Annotated in this window: 18 protein-coding genes; 17 read left to right on the top strand and 1 reads right to left on the bottom strand. The window is 62.0% G+C overall.

Annotation, left to right across the window (positions count from 1 at the left end; genetic code table 11):
- The first annotated feature begins 239 nt into the window (after positions 1–239).
- The 15 genes from yaaA to ACM6IP_RS18940 all read left to right on the top strand — a co-directional run bounded on the left by yaaA (position 240) and on the right by ACM6IP_RS18940 (position 19,832).
- Positions 240–1,019: a peroxide stress protein YaaA gene (gene yaaA, locus ACM6IP_RS19010; protein WP_401130734.1), complete on the top strand. Its 780-nt coding sequence runs from the start codon at positions 240–242 to the stop codon at positions 1,017–1,019.
- An 810-nt stretch (positions 1,020–1,829) separates the two neighbouring features.
- Positions 1,830–3,146, top strand: coding sequence for a nucleotide sugar dehydrogenase (locus ACM6IP_RS19005; protein WP_159993898.1), 1,317 nt, complete (start codon positions 1,830–1,832; stop codon positions 3,144–3,146).
- Positions 3,147–3,249: 103 nt separating this feature from the next.
- Entirely contained in the window at positions 3,250–4,731 is a 1,482-nt protein-coding gene (gene alg8, locus ACM6IP_RS19000) for a mannuronan synthase (RefSeq protein WP_095171938.1), read from the top strand.
- Between the two features lie 35 nt (positions 4,732–4,766).
- Positions 4,767–5,936, top strand: coding sequence for a PilZ domain-containing protein (locus tag ACM6IP_RS18995; RefSeq protein ID WP_414862092.1), 1,170 nt, complete (start codon positions 4,767–4,769; stop codon positions 5,934–5,936).
- Between the two features lie 9 nt (positions 5,937–5,945).
- Positions 5,946–7,487 carry an alginate biosynthesis TPR repeat lipoprotein AlgK gene (gene algK / locus ACM6IP_RS18990; protein ID WP_414862091.1) on the top strand — a complete coding sequence of 514 codons (1,542 nt, stop codon included), beginning with the start codon at positions 5,946–5,948 and terminating at the stop codon, positions 7,485–7,487.
- Positions 7,484–8,971 carry an alginate export family protein gene (locus ACM6IP_RS18985; RefSeq protein WP_414862090.1) on the top strand — a complete coding sequence of 496 codons (1,488 nt, stop codon included), beginning with the start codon at positions 7,484–7,486 and terminating at the stop codon, positions 8,969–8,971. The genes algK and ACM6IP_RS18985 overlap by 4 nt, the downstream gene beginning before the upstream one ends.
- 26 nt (positions 8,972–8,997) lie before the next feature.
- Positions 8,998–10,578, top strand: a complete 1,581-nt coding sequence (gene algG / locus ACM6IP_RS18980; RefSeq protein ID WP_320333698.1) for a mannuronan 5-epimerase AlgG — start codon at positions 8,998–9,000, stop codon at positions 10,576–10,578.
- 11 nt (positions 10,579–10,589) lie between these two features.
- Entirely contained in the window at positions 10,590–12,038 is a 1,449-nt protein-coding gene (locus ACM6IP_RS18975; protein ID WP_414862089.1) for an alginate O-acetyltransferase, read from the top strand.
- A gap of 8 nt (positions 12,039–12,046) precedes the next feature.
- Positions 12,047–13,168: a mannuronate-specific alginate lyase gene (locus tag ACM6IP_RS18970; protein ID WP_095171927.1), complete on the top strand. Its 1,122-nt coding sequence runs from the start codon at positions 12,047–12,049 to the stop codon at positions 13,166–13,168.
- Between the two features lie 193 nt (positions 13,169–13,361).
- Positions 13,362–14,840: an MBOAT family O-acyltransferase gene (locus ACM6IP_RS18965; protein ID WP_414862088.1), complete on the top strand. Its 1,479-nt coding sequence runs from the start codon at positions 13,362–13,364 to the stop codon at positions 14,838–14,840.
- An 11-nt stretch (positions 14,841–14,851) separates the two neighbouring features.
- Positions 14,852–16,027: an alginate O-acetyltransferase gene (locus ACM6IP_RS18960; protein ID WP_414862087.1), complete on the top strand. Its 1,176-nt coding sequence runs from the start codon at positions 14,852–14,854 to the stop codon at positions 16,025–16,027.
- 14 nt (positions 16,028–16,041) lie between these two features.
- Entirely contained in the window at positions 16,042–16,695 is a 654-nt protein-coding gene (locus tag ACM6IP_RS18955; protein ID WP_095171922.1) for an alginate O-acetyltransferase AlgF, read from the top strand.
- 209 nt (positions 16,696–16,904) lie between these two features.
- The gene (locus tag ACM6IP_RS18950) at positions 16,905–18,356 is read left to right on the top strand and encodes a mannose-1-phosphate guanylyltransferase/mannose-6-phosphate isomerase (RefSeq protein WP_095171920.1); all 1,452 of its coding nucleotides are present in this window, start codon (positions 16,905–16,907) and stop codon (positions 18,354–18,356) included.
- 151 nt (positions 18,357–18,507) lie between these two features.
- Entirely contained in the window at positions 18,508–18,972 is a 465-nt protein-coding gene (locus tag ACM6IP_RS18945; RefSeq protein WP_414862086.1) for a multidrug transporter, read from the top strand.
- A gap of 35 nt (positions 18,973–19,007) precedes the next feature.
- Positions 19,008–19,832 carry an SDR family oxidoreductase gene (locus tag ACM6IP_RS18940; protein WP_414862085.1) on the top strand — a complete coding sequence of 275 codons (825 nt, stop codon included), beginning with the start codon at positions 19,008–19,010 and terminating at the stop codon, positions 19,830–19,832.
- 107 nt (positions 19,833–19,939) lie between these two features.
- Here ACM6IP_RS18940 and ACM6IP_RS18935 read toward each other — a convergent pair whose 3' ends face one another.
- Positions 19,940–20,821: a LysR family transcriptional regulator gene (locus tag ACM6IP_RS18935; protein ID WP_414862084.1), complete on the bottom strand. Its 882-nt coding sequence runs from the start codon at positions 20,819–20,821 to the stop codon at positions 19,940–19,942.
- A gap of 110 nt (positions 20,822–20,931) precedes the next feature.
- On the opposite strand from ACM6IP_RS18935, the gene ACM6IP_RS18930 reads away from it, so the two are divergent.
- Both ACM6IP_RS18930 and ACM6IP_RS18925 read left to right on the top strand, forming a co-directional pair.
- Entirely contained in the window at positions 20,932–22,167 is a 1,236-nt protein-coding gene (locus tag ACM6IP_RS18930; protein WP_414862083.1) for an MFS transporter, read from the top strand.
- Positions 22,167–22,562, top strand: coding sequence for a DUF4440 domain-containing protein (locus tag ACM6IP_RS18925; RefSeq protein WP_414862082.1), 396 nt, complete (start codon positions 22,167–22,169; stop codon positions 22,560–22,562). The genes ACM6IP_RS18930 and ACM6IP_RS18925 overlap by 1 nt, the downstream gene beginning before the upstream one ends.
- Positions 22,563–22,758: the final 196 nt, after the last annotated feature.

The raw sequence follows: 22,758 nt of genomic DNA, 5'->3' as shown, positions 1-22,758 counted from the left end.
GGTCTAATCCAACACCCCAGAGGCCCAGAGGTACAACGTCGCACCACAGTTGTGTAGATACCTATGCCGCGATTGGCGAGATTGGCGCGACGCGGTATGTGCGCAAAATCCGCTTATCGTTCATCACGAGCAAGCTTTGCTCCTACCATACGCACACCGCCCGGCGCCTATCGTCCTGATAGCTGGAGTCAAACCGCCCAACCCCCTAGAATCCCCGCACGATTAAAGGAGACGACTTCATGCTGATGGTGATTTCCCCCGCCAAGACCCTCGATTACCAAACACCGCCGGCCACCCAGCGCTTCACCCAGCCGCAATACCTCGATCATTCCCAGGAACTGATCCAGCAGTTGCGCGAGTTGAGCCCGGCGCAGATCAGCGAACTGATGCACGTTTCCGACAAGATCGGCGGCCTCAATGCCGCGCGCTTTGGCAGCTGGACCCCGGCGTTCACCCCGCAGAACGCCAAGCAGGCGCTGCTGGCCTTCAAGGGCGACGTCTACACCGGAATGAATGCCCAGACTTTCAGCGAAGCCGATTTCGACTATGCCCAGCAACACCTGCGCATGCTCTCGGGCCTGTACGGCCTGTTGCGCCCGCTGGACTTGATGCAGCCCTACCGCCTGGAGATGGGCACCAAGCTGGCCAACGCCCGAGGCAAGGACCTCTACGCGTTCTGGGGCACGCAGATCAGTGAATGGTTGAATGAGGCCCTGGCCGAGCAAGGCGACGATGTGCTGCTCAACCTGGCCTCCAACGAATACTTCTCGGCGGTCAAACGCAGCGCCCTGAATGCCCGAATCATCAATACCGAATTCAAGGACCTGAAGAACGGCCAGTACAAGATCATCAGTTTCTACGCGAAAAAGGCCCGCGGCATGATGAGCCGCTTCGTCATCCAGGAACGCATCAACGACCCCGCCGACCTCAAGCAGTTCGACCAGCAGGGTTACCGCTACAGCGCCGAGCAGTCGAAACCCGACAGCCTGGTGTTCCTGCGCGACCACGCCGAGGACTGACGCACCTACCTGGCGCACGGCCCGACCAGCGGTACGTGCGCCCCCCTCCCCTTTCTCCTCTCTGCACGTCATCACGCCATTCTTATGGCGCCAAAAAACCACCACCCCATTGCGCTAACTTTAATTTCACTCGACAGGGGTGATTTTTTTCACTAGTGGCACCGTTTTTTTAACCCGGTAGTGGCATAAAACTATCCCCGTCAATTAACTCCCCATTAATAAAGGGCCAAACGGCAAGTGCTATCAATATGAGAGCAGTGCCATCTTTGCCAATATTTCAAGAAATTTCAGAGTGGGGGATGAACGGCCATGAACTATCTGAAAATACGCCGCTCATACCACCGGTAACGATTCTCCATGTCGCTGTAGGAGATAACTTACGCCAAGTGCCAAGCCACTCACCAAGTTGTCACATTGAACTTGGCAGGCTGCACCATTAAACCGGGATAACAGTGAACGACAGGAGACCCCTCACCTCACTATTGCCCAAAGGCCAAGGCTGCGCCCCCCATAAGCGTGCTCAATGCGGGCACCTAAGTGGTTGAGGTTACTGGCATTTTGCCGAACCTCAGGATCACCCGACAGTTGCACCACGGCGCCCCAAAGGACGCCCGGCTGCATATCAGGGCGAGCCAACACAATCAGGCCAAGTTACGCACAACTTGAGTGCACTTATTTAGACACTCGCCACTGAGCATGCCAATAGAAGGAAGTGCGGTGTTCGCCTGCCGAACTTCCGCGTTAATTACGACCGCTGAACACTATTAACTTCGGCCATTTAATGGCGTGATAAACACAGAGGTAAATGCGATGCGCATCAGCATATTTGGTTTGGGTTACGTCGGTGCAGTCTGTGCCGGTTGCCTGTCTGCACGAGGCCATGACGTCGTCGGCGTCGATGTCGCCAAAGACAAGATCGATATGATCAATGCCGGTCGTTCGCCGATCGTTGAACCGGGCCTGGGCGAGCTACTCGCACAAGGCATCCAGACCGGTCGCCTGCGGGGTACCACCAACTTCGCCGAGGCCATTCGCGACACCGACCTGTCGATGATCTGCGTTGGTACGCCCAGCAAGAAAAACGGCGACCTGGAACTCAACTACATCGAGGCGGTATGCCGCGAGATTGGTTTTGTCCTGCGTGACAAGACCACCCGCCACACCATCGTGGTGCGCAGCACCGTATTGCCGGGCACCGTGGCCAACGTGGTGATCCCGATCCTCGAAGACTGCTCGGGCAAGAAGGCCGGGATCGACTTCGGCGTTGCGGTCAACCCAGAGTTCCTGCGTGAAAGCACGGCGATCAAGGACTACGACCAGCCGCCGATGACCGTGATCGGCGAATTCGACACCGCCTCGGGCGACGTTCTGCAATCGCTGTACGAAGAACTCGACGCGCCGATCATCCGCAAGGACATCGCCGTGGCCGAGATGATCAAGTACACCTGCAACGTCTGGCACGCCACCAAAGTGACCTTCGCCAACGAAATCGGCAACATCGCCAAGGCCGTCGGCGTCGATGGCCGCGATGTGATGGACGTGGTCTGCCAGGACAAGACCCTCAACCTGTCCCAGTACTACATGCGCCCGGGCTTCGCCTTCGGCGGTTCCTGCCTGCCCAAGGACGTGCGCGCCCTTACCTACCGCGCCAGCTCCCTGGATGTCGAGGCGCCGCTGCTCAACTCGTTGATGCGCAGTAACGAGTCACAGGTGCAGAACGCCTTCGACATCGTCGAAAGCCACGACAAACGCAAGATCGCCCTGCTCGGCCTGAGCTTCAAGGCGGGCACCGACGACCTGCGCGAAAGCCCGCTGGTAGACCTGGCAGAAATGCTCATCGGCAAGGGCTACGACCTGAGCATCTACGACAGCAATGTCGAGTACGCCCGGGTTCACGGCGCCAACCGCGACTACATCGAGTCGAAGATCCCCCACGTCTCGTCCCTGCTCAACTCGGACTTCGACTCGGTGATCGACAACTGCGACGTGATCATCCTCGGCAACCGTGACGAGAAGTTCCGCGCCCTGGCCCAGGACGCGCCCCACGGCAAACAGGTCATCGACCTGGTGGGCTTCATGTCCAAGGCCACCAGCGTCAGCGGCCGCACCGAAGGCATCTGCTGGTAAGACAGCCGCGAGCTTCGAGCTTCGAGTTTCAAGCGGCAAGTTCAAAAGCTCTTCACTTGCAGCTTGAAGCTCGAAGCTCGTAACTGACTTTAGGATTGCGATTATGCACAGGCTAAAACACGGCCTACTCCAGGCCGCCGGTTGGCTGTTGTTTTTATGTTTGTTGATGGGCCTGGCCTTGCTGTTGCCCACGTCCACCTTTGACGCCGAGTCCAAGGACTTTATTTTCCTGATTGGCGCCGTGGGTATCTGGCGCTATTCGATGGGTGCCACGCACTTTCTGCGCGGCATGCTGTTTCTCTACGTGGTCTACCCGCACCTGCGGCGCAAAGTACGCAAGCTGGGCAGTGCGGCGGATCCGTCCCATGTATTTCTGATGGTCACCAGTTTTCGTATCGACGCGTTGACCACCGCCCAGGTGTACAGCTCGGTGATCCGCGAAGCCATCGAGTGCGGCTTCCCGACCACCCTGGTCTGCTCGATCGTGGAAATGTCCGATGAGCTGCTGGTGAAAAGCCTGTGGGCAAAAATGAACCCGCCGGCTCACGTCAAACTCGACTTCGTGCGCATCCCTGGCACCGGCAAGCGTGACGGCCTGGCCTACGGTTTTCGCGCCATCTCCCGCCACCTGCCGGACAACCGCGCCGTGGTCGCCGTGATCGATGGCGACACCGTGCTCGCCGAAGGTGTCGTGCGCAAGACCGTGCCGTGGTTCCAACTGTTCGAGAACGTCGGCGGCCTGACCACCAACGAATTCTGTGAAGTGCGCGGCGGCTACATCATGAGCGAATGGCACAAGCTGCGGTTCGCCCAGCGCCACATCAACATGTGCTCGATGGCCCTGTCCAAGCGCGTGCTGACCATGACCGGGCGCATGTCGGTGTTCCGCGCCACCGTGGTCACCAACCCGGACTTCATCGCCGATGTCGAAAGCGACTCGCTGCAACACTGGCGCCTGGGCCGCTTCAAGTTCCTCACCGGTGACGACAAATCCAGCTGGTTCAGCCTGATGCGCCTGGGCTACGACACTTTCTACGTGCCGGATGCCGCGATCAACACCGTGGAGCACCCGCCGGAGAAGAGCTTCATCAAGGCCAGTCGCAAGCTGATGTTCCGCTGGTACGGCAACAACCTGCGGCAGAACTCCCGGGCCCTGGGCCTGGGGATGAAACGCCTGGGTCTGTTCACTTCAGTGGTGCTGTTCGACCAGCGCGTGTCGATGTGGACCTCACTGCTGGGCCTGACCGTGGCGATCATCGCCAGCTTCAAGTACGGCACCGCCTTCATCCTGGTGTACCTGCTGTGGATCGGCATCACCCGGCTGCTCCTGACCCTGTTGCTGTCCTGCTCCGGACACCGGATCGGCCCGGCCTACCCGGTGATTCTCTATTACAACCAGATCGTTGGCGCGCTGGTGAAGATCTACGTGTTCTTCCGCCTCGATCAACAGTCCTGGACTCGCCAGCCCACTTCCCTGACCCGTGACCTGGCCAGCTTTCAACGTTGGTTCAACACCTGGTCGTCTCGGACCATGACCTTCTCCGCCGGCAGCATTTTTGTCGCCGCGCTGTTGCTGATGGTCTGACCCGCCTTGCCTGAATTAACTAGGAAATCGCCCCTATGAATACCGCCGTGAACGTCAACGTAGTGCATGAATCCGAAGCCCAACGCCAACACGCCCGAGTCAAGATCCCGGCCAAGCTGCGCTTCTTCGGCCCGGACCGCACGCCCGTGGAGGCGCGCCTGATCGACCTGTCGGCCGGTGGCCTGAGCTTCAATGGTGGGCAGATCCCGTTCAAGGTCGGTGAGGTGAAAAAGGGGCGGCTGCAGTTTCTGATCGACAACCTTGGCCTGGCCATGGACGTCGAGCTGATGGTCCGTTCGTTCGACCGCCAGACCGGTCGCGTCGGCTGCCAGTTCCAGAACCTGGAACCCCAGGACATCTCGACCTTGCGCCACCTGATCACCTCGCACCTGTCTGGCGATATCGTGACCATGGGCGACGTGCTGGCGACCCTGCAACGGGACAACTTCACCAAGGCGCGCAAGCTCAAGGACGGTGGCAGCGGCATGACCGCCTTCGGTCGCCTGCGGGCGGTGACCTTCAGCGCCGGGATCTTCGTCATTGGCCTGGCGGCGTTCGGCTTCATCCTCAAGTCGGTGTACGGCATGTACTTCGTCAGCCATGCCCAGGCGGGCCTGGTCAGCGTGCCGGGAATGAAAGTCACCATGCCCCGCGATGGCACGGTGCAGAGCCTGGTGCAAACCGACGGCGTGGCCGCCAAGGGCGCGCCCCTGGCGACTTTCAGCACCAGCATGCTCGACGTACTCAAGGGCCATCTGGACGAAGACCAGTTGCAGCCGGCCAAGGTTGAGGAACTGTTCGGCAAGCAGATGACCGGCACCCTCACCTCCCCCTGCGACTGCACCGTGGCCCAGCAGATGGTTGCCGACGGCCAGTACGCCAGCAAGGGCGATGTGATCTTCCAGTTGGTGCCGCGCAACAGCCAGGCCAACGTCGAGGCGCGCTTCACCTATCGCCAGTTCGCCGACGTGCGCCCAGGCACCGCAGTGAACTTCCAGGTGGCCGGCGACGACGAGCTGCGCAGCGGCAAGATCGTCAGCAGCACCAGCCTCAACAGCGCCGACCTGTCCTCCGACATCCGCGTGCAGATCAAGCCTGACGCTCCCCTGGACAGCACCTTCGCCGGCCGCCCGGTGGAAGTCAGCAGCGACCGTGGTCCGTCCCTCAACTGGCTGATCGACAAAGCCATGGCCAAAGGTCTTTAAGCGGAGGACATGCCTGTGATCACGCCCCCATTCCAAAGAACACCGCAGCCTCTGTGGGAGCGAGCCATTGTGGGAGCGGGCTTGCCCGCGAAAGCAGCGCCTCGGTCCGCCAGGCACACCCAACCGTGCCCATCGCGGGCAAGCCCGGCTCCCACAAAAGCCTATTTGCACAAGGGTTATGCGTTCTGCGCACTGGCCCTGGCCATCGGCCTCAGTGGCTGCGCCGGCCTGCCCGACCAGCGCCTGGCCAATGAAGCCCTGAAACGTGGCGACACCGCGCTGGCGCAGCAGAACTATCAACAACTGGCCGAGCTGGGTTACAGCGAAGCCCAGGTTGGCCTCGCCGACCTGCAGGTGGAAACCCGTGACCCGGCGCAGATCAAGGCCGCCGAAGCCACTTACCGGGCTGCCGCCGAAATCTCGCCACGAGCTCAGGCCCGTCTGGGTCGCCTGCTGGTGGCCAAGCCGGGTTCCAGCGAAGCCGAGCAGCACGAAGCCGAAGGCCTGCTGAAAAAGGCCTTCGCCAATGGCGAGGGCAATACCCTGATCCCCCTGGCGATGCTCTACCTGCAGTATCCCCACAGTTTTCCCAACGTGAACGCGCAGCAGCAGATCAGCCAATGGCGCAGCGCCGGTTACCCGGAAGCCGGCCTGGCCCAGGTGCTGCTGTATCGCACCCAGGGCACCTACGACCAGCACCTGGATGACATCGAGAAAATCTGCAAAGTGGCGCTGAGCAGCACCGACATCTGCTACGTCGAATTGGCCACGGTCTATCAGAAACGTGCCCAACCCGAGCAACAAGCTGAACTGCTCAAGCAACTGCAGGCCGGCTTCAGCCGCGGCACCGTGTCGGCCCAGCGCATGGACAGCGTGGCACGGGTCCTGGCGGATGCCAGCCTCGGCACCCCGGACGAAAAAACCGCCCAGACCATGCTGGAGCAGATCGCCCCCGCCTACCCCGCCGCCTGGGTCAGCCTGGCCCAGTTGCTCTACGACTTCCCTGAACTGGGGGATGTCGACAAGCTGATGGAGTACCTGGAAAACGGCCGCGCGGCCGACCAGCCACGGGCCGAACTGCTGCTGGGCAAACTCTACTACGACGGCAAGTGGGTGCCGGCCGACGCCAAGCAGGCGCAATCCCACTTCCAGAAAGCCGTGGGCCGGGAAGTCGCCGCCGACTACTACCTCGGCCAGATCTACCGCCGGGGCTACCTGGGCCAGGTCTATTCGCAAAAAGCCCTGGAGCACCTGCTGACCGCTGCGCGCAACGGCCAGAACAGCGCCGACTTCGCCATCGCCCAGTTGTTCTCCCAAGGCAAGGGCACCCGGCCCAACCTGCTCAACGCCTATGTCTTCAGCCAACTGGCCAAGGCCCAGAACACCCCGCAAGCCACTGAGCTGGCACAGACACTCGAAGCCCAATTGCCGCCCGCGCAACTGGCCGAGGCGCAACGCCTGTTGCAACAAGAACAGGCAATCCGTGGCGCCGTAAGCCAGACCCCCTTGAACGTGCAGGCCCTGCAAGAAGATGGTGAGGAATCCCTATGAAGTTGAATCCCTTTGTAAAGGCTGGCATCGGCCTGAGCTTCGCCCTGCTGTGGTCCTGCCCGACCCTGGCCGCGATGACTGATACCAAGCACATGGGCCTGGACGTGAAGATCACCGGTCAATCCGAAGACGACCGCGACCTGGGCACCGCGCCTGGCGGCGACGTCAACGGCGTGGGCCTGGACCTGCGTCCGTGGGTCTATGGCGAAAGCGGCAACTGGAGCGCCTACGCCATGGGCCAGGCCGTGACCTCCACCGACATCATCGAGACCGACACCCTGCAGCAGTCCGATACCGAAGGCACCCAGGGCAGCAACGACGACGGTCGCAAGAGCAAGAAGAACTACCTGGCCATGCGCGAGTTCTGGGTCGCCTACGGCGGCCTCACCCCTTACCCCGGCGAGGTTCTCAAGTTCGGTCGCCAACGCCTGCGCAACGACGACGGGCAATGGCGCGACACCAACATCGAAGCGTTGAACTGGACCTTCGACACCACCCTGTTGAAAGCCAACGTCGGGATCGCCGAACGCTTCAGTGAATACCGCACCGACCTCACCGAACTGGCCCCCCAGGACAAGGACCGCCTGCATGTGTTCGGCGATGTCGCAACGCAATGGACACCGGGGCAATGGGTCGGCCTGCGCGCCCATCACACCCATGACGACGGCAAGCTCGATTACCCGACACCGGGCGAGACGAGCGACGCCAGCGACAAAAAACAGAATGGCGACCTGAGCTGGGTCGGCCTGGAAGCCAACAGCGACGCTTACAACTGGCGCAATACCAATACGGTCAATTACTGGGCCAGCGTCACCGGCATGTCGGGCGAGCGCGACACGGTCAACCCGCTCAACGCCGATGGCAGCCACCCGGCCGAGGCCAAACGCAGCGGCGATGTCGATGGCTGGGCCACCGACCTGGGGGTGCGCCTGCGCCTCGATCCGAAGTGGCAGGTCGGTGCCGCCTACGCCCGTTCCAGCGCCGACTACGAGCAGAACGGCCTGCAGAGCAACCGTTCCAACTACACCGGCACCCGCGCCCGGGTCCACCGTTTTGGCGAGGCTTTCCGTGGCGAAATGAACAACATGCAGAGCGCCACCCTGTTCGGTTCCTGGATGCTCCAGGACGACTACGACGCCAGCCTGGTCTACCACAAGTTCTGGCGCGTCGACGGCAACAAGCCGGTCGGCAGCAACGGCATCAATGCCGTGGACAACAACTACGACGACGTCACCGGCGCGCTGCTGTCGAGCACCTCGCTGCCGCTGGAAGACGGCAACAAGGACCTCGGCCAGGAAGTCGACCTGGTGGTCACCAAGTACTTCAAGCAAGGCTTGCTGCCGGCCAGCCTGAGCAAGTCGATCGACGAACCGGCGGCGCTGGTGCGCTTTCGTGGCGGTGTGTTCAAGCCCGGCGATGCCTACGGCAACCAGGTCGACTCGTACATGCACCGCGCGTTCGTCGACGTGATCTGGCGCTTCTGATGCGAGCCGCCAAGGGAGTGCCCCGGATGAACAACCCTGCGATCAACCTGTTGGCCGCCGCCCTGCTGCTGGCGGGCAACGCTGCGTTCGCCAGCGTCGAGCCTGGCGCGCCGGTGGGCAAAAGCCAGCCGGTGACCGTGGCCAAGGAGCTGCAACAGGCCAAGACCTACACCGTCAGCAGTGCGCCGACGGCGCCCCTGGAACTGGCGGCACCGACGCTGCCCGACCTGTCCGGCTACACCGCGCAAGCGGTGGAAGCCAAGATCGTGCGCAGCAAGGCCGGCAAGGTCAGCGTGCGGCGGATGATGCAGGAAAACGCATTGAAGGACTTCATCGGCGGCGACAACAAGATGGCCGAATGGGTGGTGCGCCAACACGGCATCCCCCAGGCGATCTTCATTGACGACGGTTACCTCAACCTCAAGGACCTGAGTAAAAAACTGCCCAAACAGTACTTCAGCGAAACCTCGCCCGGGGTGTTCCTGGCCCGCTTGCCGATCGTGGTCGGCGCCAAGGGCATCCTCGATATCGACAAGCAGACCCAAGAGTTGCGTTTGTCCGAGGAGGCCGGTTCGTTCCTGGTCAACGACGGCCAGCTGTTTGTGCGCGACAGCAAAATCACCGGCTGGCGCGAATCAACCAACGGCCCGGCGACCTTCCGCTCGCCCAAGGAATTCCGCCCGTTCCTGCTGGCCTGGGGCGGCACCCAGACCTACATCGTCAACAGCCAGATGGCCAGCTTCGGCTACGCCAACAGCAAGTCCTACGGGGTGAGTATTTCCCAGTACACGCCGAACATGGCCAAGGTGCTCAAGCGTTCGGAACCGAGCGGCTGGATCATCGACTCCGAATTCTCGGACATGTGGTACGGCTTCTACTGCTATGAAACCCGCGACTTCGTGGTCAAGGGCAACACCTACAAAGACAACATCGTCTACGGCATCGACCCCCATGACCGCTCCCACGGGCTGATCATTGCCGACAACACCGTGCATGGCACCAAGAAGAAGCACGGCATCATCATTTCCCGGGAAGTCAACGACAGCTTCATCTTCAACAACCGCAGCTACGACAACAAACTGTCGGGGCTGGTGATCGACCGTAACAGCGTCAACAACCTGGTGGCCTACAACGAGATCTACCGCAACCACACCGACGGCATCACCCTCTACGAGAGTGGCGACAACCTGCTGTGGGGCAACAAGGTGATCAGCAACCGGCGCCACGGCATTCGCATTCGTAACAGCGTGAACATCCGCCTCTACGAAAACATCGCCATGGCCAACGGCCTGACCGGGGTCTACGGCCACATCAAGGACCTTTCCGACACCGACCGCGACATCAAGCTCGACCCGTTCGACGCCCAGGTGTCGCTGATCGTGGTCGGCGGTGAGCTGGCCGCCAACGGCAGCGGACCGCTGTCCATCGACTCGCCGCTGAGCGTCGAGCTGTACCGGGTGTCGATGCTTGCCCCGACCAAATCCAGTGGCATCAGCTTCTCGGGGATCCTCGGCGAACGCCAGGACGAAATCCTCGACCTGCTGGTGCGCCAGCAAAAAGCCGTGCTGATCGACCCCGTCGAACGCCAGACCGAAATGCGCGACTGAGGATGACACTCATGAAACCCCACTTGATCAAACTGCTCAGCCTCACCGGCCTGGCCGCCGCCCTGTTCAGCGTCAGTGACGCGGCCAGCGCCGATGCGGCCAAGGCACCGAACTTCAGTGCCGAGCCGTGCTGCAACCTGTGCCCCGAAGCCCATGACGCGAAAAACTACACCACGCGTTACCAACAGAACTTCACCACCCTGGTGCAAGCCCAGGGCGATTGGCTGTTCCGTACCCAGGAAGACCTGCGCACCGAATTCACTACCACGCCGGCAGGCTTTCGTCGCCTCAAGCAACTGCGCGAAGCCTTCAAGAGCAAGGGCATTGAACTGGTGGTGGTCTACCAGCCGACCCGTGGCCTGGTGAACCGCAACAAACTCAACCCACAAGAGAAGGCCGCGTTCGATTACGACAAGGCGCTGAAAAACTACCAGGGCATGCTCACGCGTTTTGCCGAGATGGGCTACGTGGTGCCGGACCTCTCGCCGCTGACCAACGAAGCGCTGCCCGAGACCCTGCCCGCGCATGATTTCTACTTCCGCGGTGACCAGCACTGGACCCCTTATGGCGCCCAGCGCACGGCGAAAATCGTCGCCGAGAAGGTCAAGCACCTGCCCGAGTTCGCCGACATTCCCAAGCGTGAATTCGAGACCAAAAAGTCTGGGCGCATGGGCAAGACCGGCACCCTGCATAACATGGCCGGGCAACTGTGCGGCACCAGCTACGCCATCCAGTACATGGACCAGTTCACCACCGAGCCCAAGGGCGAGGCGGCGGACGGTGACCTGTTCAGCGATGCCGGCAACCCACAGATCACCCTGGTCGGCACCAGCCACAGCGGCAAGAACTACAACTTCGCCGGTTTCCTGGAAGAGGCCATCGGCGCCGACATCCTCAACGTTGCCTTCCCCGGCGGTGGCCTGGAAGGTTCGATGCTGCAGTACCTGGGCAGCGAGGAGTTCCAGAAAACCCCGCCGAAGATCCTCATCTGGGAGTTCTCGCCGCTGTATCGCCTGGACCAGGAAACCATCTACCGCCAGATGATGGCCCTGCTCGATAACGGCTGCGAAGGCAAGGACGCGCTCCTGAGCAGCAACTCGACCCTCAAGCCGGGCAAGAACGAGTTGATGGTCAACAGCAAGAACATGGACCTGCGCAACAGCAGCCATCAGATCGACATCCGCTTCGCCGACCCTTCGGTGAAAACCCTGCAAGCCACCCTCTGGTACATGAACGGTCGCCACGAGGACATCAAGATCGACAAACCGGAAACCTCCGACACCGACGGTCGTTTCGCCTTTGAACTGCGCACCGACGAAGACTGGGCCACGCAGAACCTGCTGGCCGTTGAAGTCCAGGGCCCGCAAGCGGGTGCTGCGCCACAGAAAGTCGAAGCGAAAATCTGCAAACGCAACGTATTCCCGAGCGCTGGGCAACGTACCGCCCAGGTCGGGCAATGAGGTCTGCCATGCACAACCGAAAACTGCACAGCCGTTTGGCGCCCGCCCTGCTCAGCCTGGCGCTGTTCGCCGGCGCCACGCAGGCCGCCGCGCCGCTGCGTCCGCCCCAGGGCTATCTGGCCCCGGTGGAGAAATTCAAGACTGGCGACAGCAAGAGCAACTGCGACGCCACGCCGACGCCCTACACCGGCGCCCTGCAATTTCGCAGCAAATACGAAGGCTCCGACAAGGCTCGCTCGACCCTCAACGTGCAATCGGAAAAAGCCTTTCGCGACGCCACCGCCGACATCACTCGCATCGAACGGGGCACCAGCAAACAGGTGATGCAGTTCATGCGCGACGGTCGTGCGCAACAGCTCGAATGCACGCTCAACCAGTTGAGCGCCTGGGCCAGCGCCGATGCCTTGATGTCCAAGGACTTCAACCACACCGGCAAGTCGATGCGCAAATGGGCGCTGGGCAGCATGGCCTCGGCCTACATCCGCCTGAAGTTCTCCAGCTCCCAGCCGCTGGCGACTCACCAACAGCAAGCGCAACAGATCGAGGCCTGGTTCAGCCGAATGGCCGACCAGGTCGTCAGCGACTGGGACAACCTGCCGCTGGAAAAAACCAACAACCACTCGTACTGGGCCGCCTGGTCGGTGATGGCCACTGCCGTCGCGACCAACCGCCGCGATCTGTTCGACTGGTCCGTCAAGGAATTCAAGGTCGCTGCCAACCAGGTCGACGCCGAAGGTTTCCTGCCCAACGAACTCAAGCGCCAGCAGCGGGCACTGGCCTACCACAACTACGCCTTGCCGCCGCTGGCGATGATCGCCAGCTTCGCCCAGGTCAACGGTGTCGACCTGCGCCAGGAAAACCAGGGCGCGCTCAAGCGCCTGGGCGACCGGGTACTCGCCGGGGTCAAGGACCCGGACGAGTTCGAGGACAAGAATGGCCAGGAGCAGGACATGACCGACCTTAAAGTCGACTCGAAATTCGCCTGGCTCGAACCCTACTGCTCGCTCTACACCTGCACGCCGGATGTGCTGGAGAAGAAGCGCGAGATGCAACCGTTCAAGACCTTCCGCCTGGGGGGTGACCTGACCAGGGTCTACGACCCGAGCCATGAGAAGGGCAAAGGCTCTTAAGACCAACACGAAACCTTGTGGGAGCGGGCTTGCCCGCGATAGCGGTGTATCAGTCGACAACATTGGTGATGTGTCAGACCGATATCGCGGGCAAGCCCGCTCCCACAGTGAAGATGTATGCCCTCCAAATTTCGACGGGGGGTTTGGGGGGGCCGTTGGCCCTTGAATGTGAGTTCAACTAGGAGAGATCGGGATGGTATTTTCATCCAACGTGTTCCTGTTTTTGTTCTTGCCGATCTTCCTCGGCTTGTACTACCTGAGCGGGCAACGCTATCGCAACCTGCTGCTGTTGATCGCCAGCTACGTGTTCTATGCCTGGTGGCGAGTGGACTTCCTCGCGCTGTTCGCCGCCGTCACGCTGTGGAACTACTGGATCGGCCTCAAGGTCGGTGCCGCCGGCGTGCGCACCAAGCCGGCCCAACGCTGGCTGCTGCTGGGCGTGGGCGTGGACCTGTGCATCCTCGGCTACTTCAAGTACGCCAACTTCGGCGTCGACAGCATCAACGCCATGATGACCTCGGTAGGGCTTGAGCCATTCATCCTGACCCACGTGCTGTTGCCGATCGGGATCTCGTTCTACATCTTCGAGTCCATCAGCTACATCATCGACGTCTACCGTGGCGACACTCCGGCGACCCGCAACCTGATCGACTTCGCGGCGTTCGTGGCGATCTTCCCGCACCTGATCGCCGGTCCCGTGCTGCGTTTTCGCGACCTCGCCGACCAGTTCAACCACCGCACCCACACCCTCGATAAGTTCTCCGAGGGCTGCACGCGGTTCATGCAGGGTTTCATCAAGAAAGTGTTCATCGCCGATACCCTGGCGGTGGTCGCCGACCATTGTTTCGCCCTGCAGAACCCAACCACCGGCGACGCCTGGCTCGGGGCCCTGGCGTACACCGCGCAGCTGTACTTCGACTTCTCCGGCTACAGCGACATGGCCATCGGCCTGGGCTTGATGATGGGTTTCCGCTTCATGGAAAACTTCAAGCAGCCGTACATCAGCCAGTCGATCACCGAGTTCTGGCGGCGCTGGCACATCAGCCTGTCGACGTGGCTGCGCGACTACCTGTACATCACCCTGGGCGGCAATCGCAAAGGCACCCTGACCACCTACCGCAACCTGTTCCTGACCATGTTGCTCGGTGGCCTGTGGCATGGCGCCAACATCACCTACATCGTCTGGGGGGCCTGGCACGGCATGTGGCTGGCGATCGAGAAAGCCATCGGTCTCAACACCTCGCCGCACAGCTTCAACCCGATCCGCTGGGCCCTGACTTTCCTGCTGGTGGTGATGGGCTGGGTGATCTTCCGCGCTGAAAACCTGCACGTCGCCGGGCGGATGTACGGCGCCATGTTCAGCTTCAGCGACTGGTCGCTGTCGGAGCTCAACCGCGCCAGCCTCACCGGCCTGCAAGTGGCAACCCTGGTGGTGGCCTACGCGACCCTGGCGTTCTTTGGCCTGCGGGACTTCTACCGCAACCGCCCTGCCGCCCCCCAAGGCCAAGCCGCCAACCCGGCACCCGGCGCCGATGCCCTGGTGCTGGCGGGTGGCACGGTGGCGGTATGGCCACGCTATGCCATGCGTGCCCTGGTGCTGTTGCTGTTCCTCGCCTCCATCCTGAAACTCTCGGCGCAAAGCTTTTCGCCGTTCCTTTACTTCCAGTTCTGAGGGATCTGACCATGACCCGCTCATTACGCGTGTTCTACATCGCCCTGTTCCTGGTGACCCTGATGGTCCTGGGCCTGTGGTCGGTACGCAGCTTCTTCGGCTTCAGCACCAACGCCGAGGCGACCGTGCTCAACGGTCGCTGGAGCAAGGCCGTGGAAACCCACTACGACGAGCAGTTCCCGATCAAGCGCCTGGGCACCAACCTGTGGGCCGCGCTGGACTTCAAGCTGTTCAACGAAGGCCGTCCGGGCGTGGTGCTCGGCCGCGATCAGTGGCTGTACAGCGATGAAGAGTTCAACCCGATCGTCAACGAAGAGCTGAACCTGCAAGGCAACTACGCGCTGGTCGAGGGCGTGCGCCAGACCCTCAAGGCGCGCGGCGTGCAACTGGTGATGGCGGTGGTGCCAGCCAAGGTGCGCCTGTACCCGGAACACCTGGGCGAGGTCAAGCCGGCGAGCATCCACGCCAACCTCTACCAGGACTTCCACCAGCGCCTGGCCGCCGACCGAATCCCGGCCCCGGACCTGCTCGGCCCGCTGCAAGCGGCCAAGCAGAAGGGCCAGCAAGTGTTCCTGCGCACCGACACCCACTGGACCCCGGAAGGCGCCGAGATCGCCGCCAACCGTCTGGCTAACACCATTGCCGACAAGTACCCGCTGAGTGGCGAGCCACAGCGCTTCGTCACTGAACCTGCGGAGAAAATCACCCACAAGGGCGACCTGCGTCTGTTCCTGCCGCTGGACCCGCTGTTCGAAAACCTGATGCCGGCGCAAGAGTCGCTGCAAAAGCGCAACACCGTGGCAGCTGTCGACCAGCCTGCCGGTGACGACGCGCTGTTCGCCAACAACGAAGTGCCGGTGGCCCTGATCGGCACCAGCTACAGCGCCAACCCCAGCTGGAATTTTGTCGGTGCGCTCAAGCAAGCGCTGAACAGCGACGTGGTGAGTTACGCCGAGGACGGCCACGGGCCGATCCTGCCGATGCTCAGCTACCTGAAAAGTGACGACTTCAAGAACAGCCCGCCCCAGGTGCTGATCTGGGAGTTTCCTGAACGTTATCTGCCCGTGAACAACGAAATCGGCGACGCCGACCCGCAGTGGGTCGCAGAACTCAAACAAGCCGGTGCGCGCCAACAGAACGTAGCCGCAAACACTCAATCCGAGACGCCCGACCGGGCGCAAAACTGAAAGAGGTAACTCCCATGACTTGCACTTCCAATCCTCGTCGTCTCGCCAAGACCTTCGCCCTCGTTGCCGGCATGAGCATGCTGTCGATGTCGGCGTTCGCCGGCGATGCCGCCCTCTACGGTCCCGTCGCACCAAAGGGCTCGAGCTTCGTGCGCATCTACAACGCCAGCAACGCCGAAGTCAGCGCGACGGTCGGCAGCACCAACCTGAGCGAAGTCGCGCCGTTGGCCAGCAGTGACTTCAGCTTCATGCCCGGCGGCGACTACAGCGCCAAGGTCGGCAGCCAGACCCTGCCGGTGAAGCTGGCCGCCGATCACTATTACACCCTGGTCAACAACGCCAGTGGCCAGCCGCAACTGATCGAAGAACCGCCGTTCAAGAACAAGCAGAAGTCCCTGGTACGGGTGCAGAACCTCACCGACAAGCCCCTGACCCTGAAGACTGCCGATGGCAAGACCGAAGTGGTCAAGACCGTCGCCGCCAAGGGTCGTGGCGAGCGCGAGATCAATCCGGTGAAAGTCAGCCTGGCGCTGTACGACGGCGAGAAAAAAGTCGGCGACCTCAAGCCCGTCGCCCTGGAACGCGGTGAAGCCGCGGTGCTGTACGTCACCGGCAACGGCAGCAGCCTGTCGCCCGTCTGGGTGAAACGCCCGGTGTCGACGCGCTGATGAATTCGTCCGATTGACCCATTTCCCTGTGGGAGCGGGCTTGCCCGCGATGCAGGCGACTCGGTGAAGCAGATGCACCGGGTTGATGCCATCGCTGGCAAGCCAGCTCCCACAGGGACCGAGGTGTCAGTTGGGACACGGAACAAGAACAAGAGTGAAACGACACAGCGTTCGTAGCTCTATCCAAACGATTTTCGAGGAGTAACACCATGATTCCAGTGATCTTGTCAGGTGGTAGCGGTTCACGTCTCTGGCCGCTTTCGCGTAAACAGTTCCCCAAGCAGTTCCTCGCCCTGACCGGTGAACACACGCTGTTCCAGCAGACCCTCGAGCGCCTGGTGTTCGATGGCATGGACACACCGATCGTGGTCTGCAACAAGGACCACCGTTTCATCGTCAACGAGCAACTGAGCAACCGCAAGCTGGAGGCCCAGCGCATCCTCATGGAGCCCTTCGGGCGCAACACCGCACCGGCCGTGGCGCTGACCGCGATGATGCTGCTCAACGAAGGTCGCGACGAGTTGATGCTGGTGCTGCCGGCCGACCACGTGCTCGAAGACCAGAAAGCCCTGCAACGCGCCCTGGCCCTGGCCACCGTGGCCGCCGAGCGCGGTGAGATGGTGCTGTTCGGCGTGCCGGCCACTAAACCTGAAACCGGCTATGGCTACATCAAGTCCTGCAACGATGCGCTGCTGCCCGAAGGCGTCAGCCGGGTTTCGCACTTCGTCGAAAAACCCGACGTCAAGCGCGCCACCGAGTTCGTCCAGGCCGGGGGCTACTTCTGGAACAGCGGCATGTTCCTGTTCCGCGCCAGTCGTTTCCTCGAAGAGCTGAAAAAGCACGACCCGGACATCTACGACACCTGCCTGCTGACCCTTGAACGCAGTGAGCAGGATGCCGACACCCTGACCCTCGACGAAGCCACCTTCGCCTGCTGCCCGGACAACTCCATCGACTACGCGGTGATGGAAAAAACCCAGCGCGCCTGCGTGGTGCCGCTGACCGCCGGCTGGAGCGATGTCGGGTGCTGGTCGTCGTTGTGGGACGTGCACGAGAAAGACAGCAACGGCAACGTCAGCAAGGGCGACGTGGTGATCCAGGACAGCCGCAACTGCATGATCCACGGCAACGGCAAACTGGTGTCGGTGATCGGCCTGGACAACATCGTCGTGGTCGAGACCAAGGACGCCATGATGATCGCCCACAAGGACAAGGTCCAAGGCGTCAAGCAGATGGTCAACACCCTCAACGAACAGGGCCGCAGCGAAACCCAGAACCACTGCGAGGTCTACCGGCCCTGGGGCTCCTACGACTCGGTGGACATGGGCGGGCGCTTCCAGGTCAAGCACATCTCGGTCAAGCCGGGCGCCTGCCTGTCGCTGCAGATGCACCATCACCGCGCCGAACACTGGATCGTGGTCAGCGGCACCGCCGAGGTGACCTGCGATGAAAACGTGTTCCTGTTGACCGAGAACCAGTCGACCTACATTCCGATCGCCTCGGTGCATCGCCTGCGCAACCCGGGCAAGATCGCGCTGGAGATCATCGAGGTGCAATCGGGCAGCTACCTGGGCGAGGACGATATCGAGCGGTTCGAGGATATCTACGGACGCTCCACCCCGCTTGAGCGTGGGGTGTCGGTGAAAACTATCGCGCAGTAATCACGGGCAACAAACCAGCCTCCGTCCAGCCGACTGCGTCCCCTATCCGCAGTAGGTTGGGCGGGGGCTTTTTTGCATCCCCAGCCAGCCTGGTCGCCAACCTCCCCTACGCTTAGGTAGGATGCTGTTTCCCGCTTGCGAGGTTTGCTCCATGTTCATCGGCGTTCTGTTGGTCATCACCTGGTTGATTCTGTTGTTGCGTTATCCGGCCAAGGCCTTGCCGGTGTCATTGGCGGCGGCGCTTGGATTGGGCTTGGTGGCTATCTGGGTGGTATGGCTGGACAACCGCGAGGTCAAGCAACTGGCACGCCTGGAGTTGCGCATCAGCTACGCCCCCGAGCAGTGCCCGGCGGACCGGCCGTTGCTGCTGAAAATGAACAACGGCAACAACGTGCCGCTGACCGAATTGCGGTGGCGGATCGCCGCCTATGCACCGGGCGATACGGTCAACCTGGCGGACAATCAATACGCCGCACCGCGCTACCGTGGCCCAGGTGAATTGCAGGCCGGGGCCAACTGGCAAGACTGCCTGCCGATGCCGCCGCTGCGCCCTGGCTATCGTCCACAAACGCTGGAGTTTCGTGCCGAGCGTTTACAAGGTAGCTTCTCCGACTGAATCCCCTTCTCTGCTGATTGCACAAGGATCGCGCCATGCCCATCGCGTTAATCACCGGTTGTTCCAGTGGCATCGGCCGCGCCCTGGCCGATGTGTTCAAACAGGCCGGTTACCAAGTCTGGGCCACTGCGCGCAAGGCTGAGGATGTGACGACCCTCGCCGCCGCCGGTTTCACCGCCGTGCAGTTGGACGTCAACGATGGCCCGGCACTCGAGCAACTGAGCGAACAGATCAACCAGCAGCATGGCGGCCTGGATGTATTGATCAACAATGCCGGCTATGGCGCCATGGGGCCGTTGCTCGATGGCGGGGTGCCGGCCATGCAGCGCCAGTTCGAAACCAACGTGTTCGCCGTGGTCGGCGTCACCCGTGCGCTGTTCCCGCTGTTGCGCCACAACAAGGGCCTGGTGGTGAATATCGGCAGCGTGTCCGGGGTGCTGGTCACCCCGTTTGCCGGCGCCTACTGCGCCTCCAAGGCCGCGGTACATGCCTTGAGCGACGCGCTGCGCATGGAGCTGGCACCGTTCGGCATTCGGGTGCTGGAAGTGCAGCCGGGGGCGATTGCTTCCAGCTTTGCGAAAAATGCCGGGGCTGAGGCCGAACAGTTGCTCAACCAACAGTCACCCTGGTGGCCGCTGCGCGAAGGCATTCGGGCGCGGGCCAAGGCGTCTCAGGACAAGCCGACCGCCGCCTGCGAGTTCGCCGCCGACCTGCTCAAGGCCGTGCAGCAAGACCGACCACCGCGCCTGCTGCGCCTGGGCAACGGCAGCCGCGCCCTGCCACTGCTGGCTGGGTTGCTGCCCAAGGGCTTGCTGGAGTCGGTGTTGATGAAGCGGTTTGGCTTGCGCGGGCAGCTCTGAAGGTCGAAAAGCATCGCGGGCAAGCCGCAAGCGGGCGCCCGCTCCCACAGGAGAGGTGTCGGAGCAGGGCTTGCCCGCGATGGCGTCCGAACAGGTACCCGCCAACCTCAGCTCCAATCCTTCATGAAATCAATAAACGCCCGCACTTTCAGCGGCAAGTGCCGGGTGTCCGGGTACAAGGCATACACCCCCTGCAGGGCAAACCGGTGATCGGGCAACAAGCGTTGCAATCGACCCTGCTGCAGATCCTCGGCAACCAGCCATTCAGGCAAAATCGCCACCCCCTGCCCGGTCAGGGCAAATGCCCGCAGGGTGGCCGAGTTGTCGGCGATGATCGCGGTTTTCCCAGGCAGCGGTTGATAGACATGCTCAGTGCCCGCAGGGTCGGTGACCGTCAACTCGGGCACCCGGCCGTGCCCCAGGGTCGGCAGTGCCTCCAGCTCGGCCAGGCGGGTCACTGGCCCGTGGCGTTCGAGCAGCGTGCGCGTCGCCACCGGGTAAATCTCGAAGGTCGACAACTGCACGGCGCGCAGGTTGGAGTCGTGCATACGTCCCAGACGAATCGCCACGTCAAACCGTTCGGAAATCAGGTCGGCATGGGTCGAGGACGTCGACAAGTGAATGTTCAACTGCGGATGCTCCTGGCGAAACACCTCCAGCGCGCCCACCACCTGGGCCAGGGCAAATTCCAGGGTGGTGGTGATTCGCAGCGTGCCCTTGAGCTGGGTGTGCTCGGAGCGCGCCTCCTCGATCGCCAGGCGCGCTTCATCCAGGGTGCGCAGGCAGCGCAGATAAAAACGCTCACCGGCATCCGTCAGCGCCAGTTGCCGGGTGCTGCGGGTCAGTAGAGTTACCCCCAACTCGGCTTCCAGACGCTTGAGATTGAAGCTGACCACCGCCCGGGTCTGCCCCAGCAGATCGGCCGCTGCGGTCAATGAGCCCGCCTCGACGACGGCCTTGAAGGTATCAAAACGGTCCAGGCTGACCATGGTGAGGGCATTCCTTGTCAAAATAATTTTGACAAACTAGCAGGCAAACCAGTGTTTCTCTAGCACTTGCAGCGCACTACCCTGCCCGTCTCTTTGACCGGGAAGTCGTCATGGCCTATCGCTGGAAAGTCGCATTGGTGTATCTGCTGGGGTTTGCCCTCGACCTGATGAACATGTTCGTCGCCAGCATTGCCTACCCCGACATCGCGCAGCAATTGCACGCCTCGGTGACCCAACTGGCGTGGATCAGCAACGCCTACATGCTCGGCCTGACCTTGATCATTCCATTGAGTGTGTGGCTGGCGGCGCGGTTCGGCGAGCGGCGGTTGATCCTCGCTTCACTGCTGCTGTTCGGCGGCGCCTCACTGCTGGTGGCCGGTGCCGACTCGATTGAAGCGCTGATCGGCTGGCGACTGCTGCAAGGGCTCAGCGGAGGCCTGTTGATCCCCCTCGGCCAGGCCTTGGCGTTTCGCCAATTCCCGGCGCAACAACGGGCCCAACTGACCACCTGGGTAATGTCGGTAGCGTTGCTGGTCCCCGCGTTGTCACCGGCCGCGGGTGGGCTGATCGTGCAAGCGCTGTCGTGGCGCTGGGTGTTCTACCTCAATCTGCCACTGACCCTGCTGGCCCTGGTACTCGCGACTTGCTGGTTGCAGGCCGATCCGCCGCGCGTCGTGCAGCGCGCCGAGGATGGCGCGGGCACACTCTCGGCCTTGCTTGACCTGCAGTTGTTGCACAGCCCGTCCTTGCGGCTGGCCATGTGGGTCTACCTGTTGATCCCCGGCGTGTTCATCGGCACCAGCCTGATTGCCGTGTTGTACCTGCACCAACAGGGTTGGGGTAACACGCAGATCGGCGCCCTGATGCTGCCTTGGGCGCTGGGCTCGGCACTGGCGATTGCCGTCGGCAAACGAGGTTTCAACCGCTGGGGTCCCAAGCCATTGCTGGTGGTCGGCGCACTCCTGCAAAGCCTGGGCATTGGCCTGCTGGTGCTGATCGAGCAACCGCAAGGCTGGCTGCCGGTGCTGGCCTATGCCTTGATGGGCCTGGGTGGCAGCCTGTGCAGCAGTTGCGCGCAGACCCTGGCCTTTATCGACATTCTTCCTGCGCGCATGAACCACGCCAGCGCCCTGTGGAACATCAATCGGCAGCTGAGTTTCTGCCTCGGCGGCGCCGTGCTGAGTGGCTTGCTCAGCGTCCTCGGCCCGCACTCGGCGCATGCCTTCGAACGCTGTTTCCTGGCTGCCGCACTGCTCTCGCTGGTACCGCTGTGGGCCGTATTGCGCTTTGATTCATCGGGCGTGAAAGCGCTCGTCACCGCCCACCCACTCCTGGAAAAAACCTGATGAACGACTATCGCGATTATTTTACTGAAGTCACCCAGACCCTCGCCAACATCGAACAATGGTTCGCCGGCACGCCCGATCGAGGGGTACTGGAGCGCTTGCTGGCGCGCTTCTCCCCGCAGTTCTCGATGATTGCCCCCAATGGCAACAGCCTGGACATTGGCGCCTTGCAGCAACTGTTCGAAACCCTGGGCGGTGCGCGTCCGGGGCTGCGCATCGACTTGAGCGACATGCGCGGGCTCGACCAGCATGCCCAAGGCGCGACCCTCAGCTACCGCGAGTTGCAGTCGGATGCCAGCGGCGTCCTCAACGATCGCCGGGCCACAGTGGTGATCGAGAAACTGCCGTCAGGCCAACTGCGATGGCGGCATTTGCACGAAACCTTCTGCCAATGACGAGGTGCCTGTAGCAGCTGTGGAGCCTGCGATATCCATAGGTATCTACCCAACTTTGTAGCGGCCTGTGGCGAGGGAGGAGCTTGCTACCGTGGCGGCCTCTGGGCTTCTGGCGTGTTGGATTAGGCGGGGTACATATCCATTTCTGCGGTAACGGCCACCTATGGTTCCGCTTTTACAGCGGCTCACTTTTGAG

Source organism: Pseudomonas sp. IT-P176, assembly GCF_949767245.1.
Lineage (GTDB): Bacteria > Pseudomonadota > Gammaproteobacteria > Pseudomonadales > Pseudomonadaceae > Aquipseudomonas.
The sequence above is the reverse complement of the archived record's forward strand: the minus strand, read 5'-3'. Positions and strand labels throughout refer to the sequence as shown.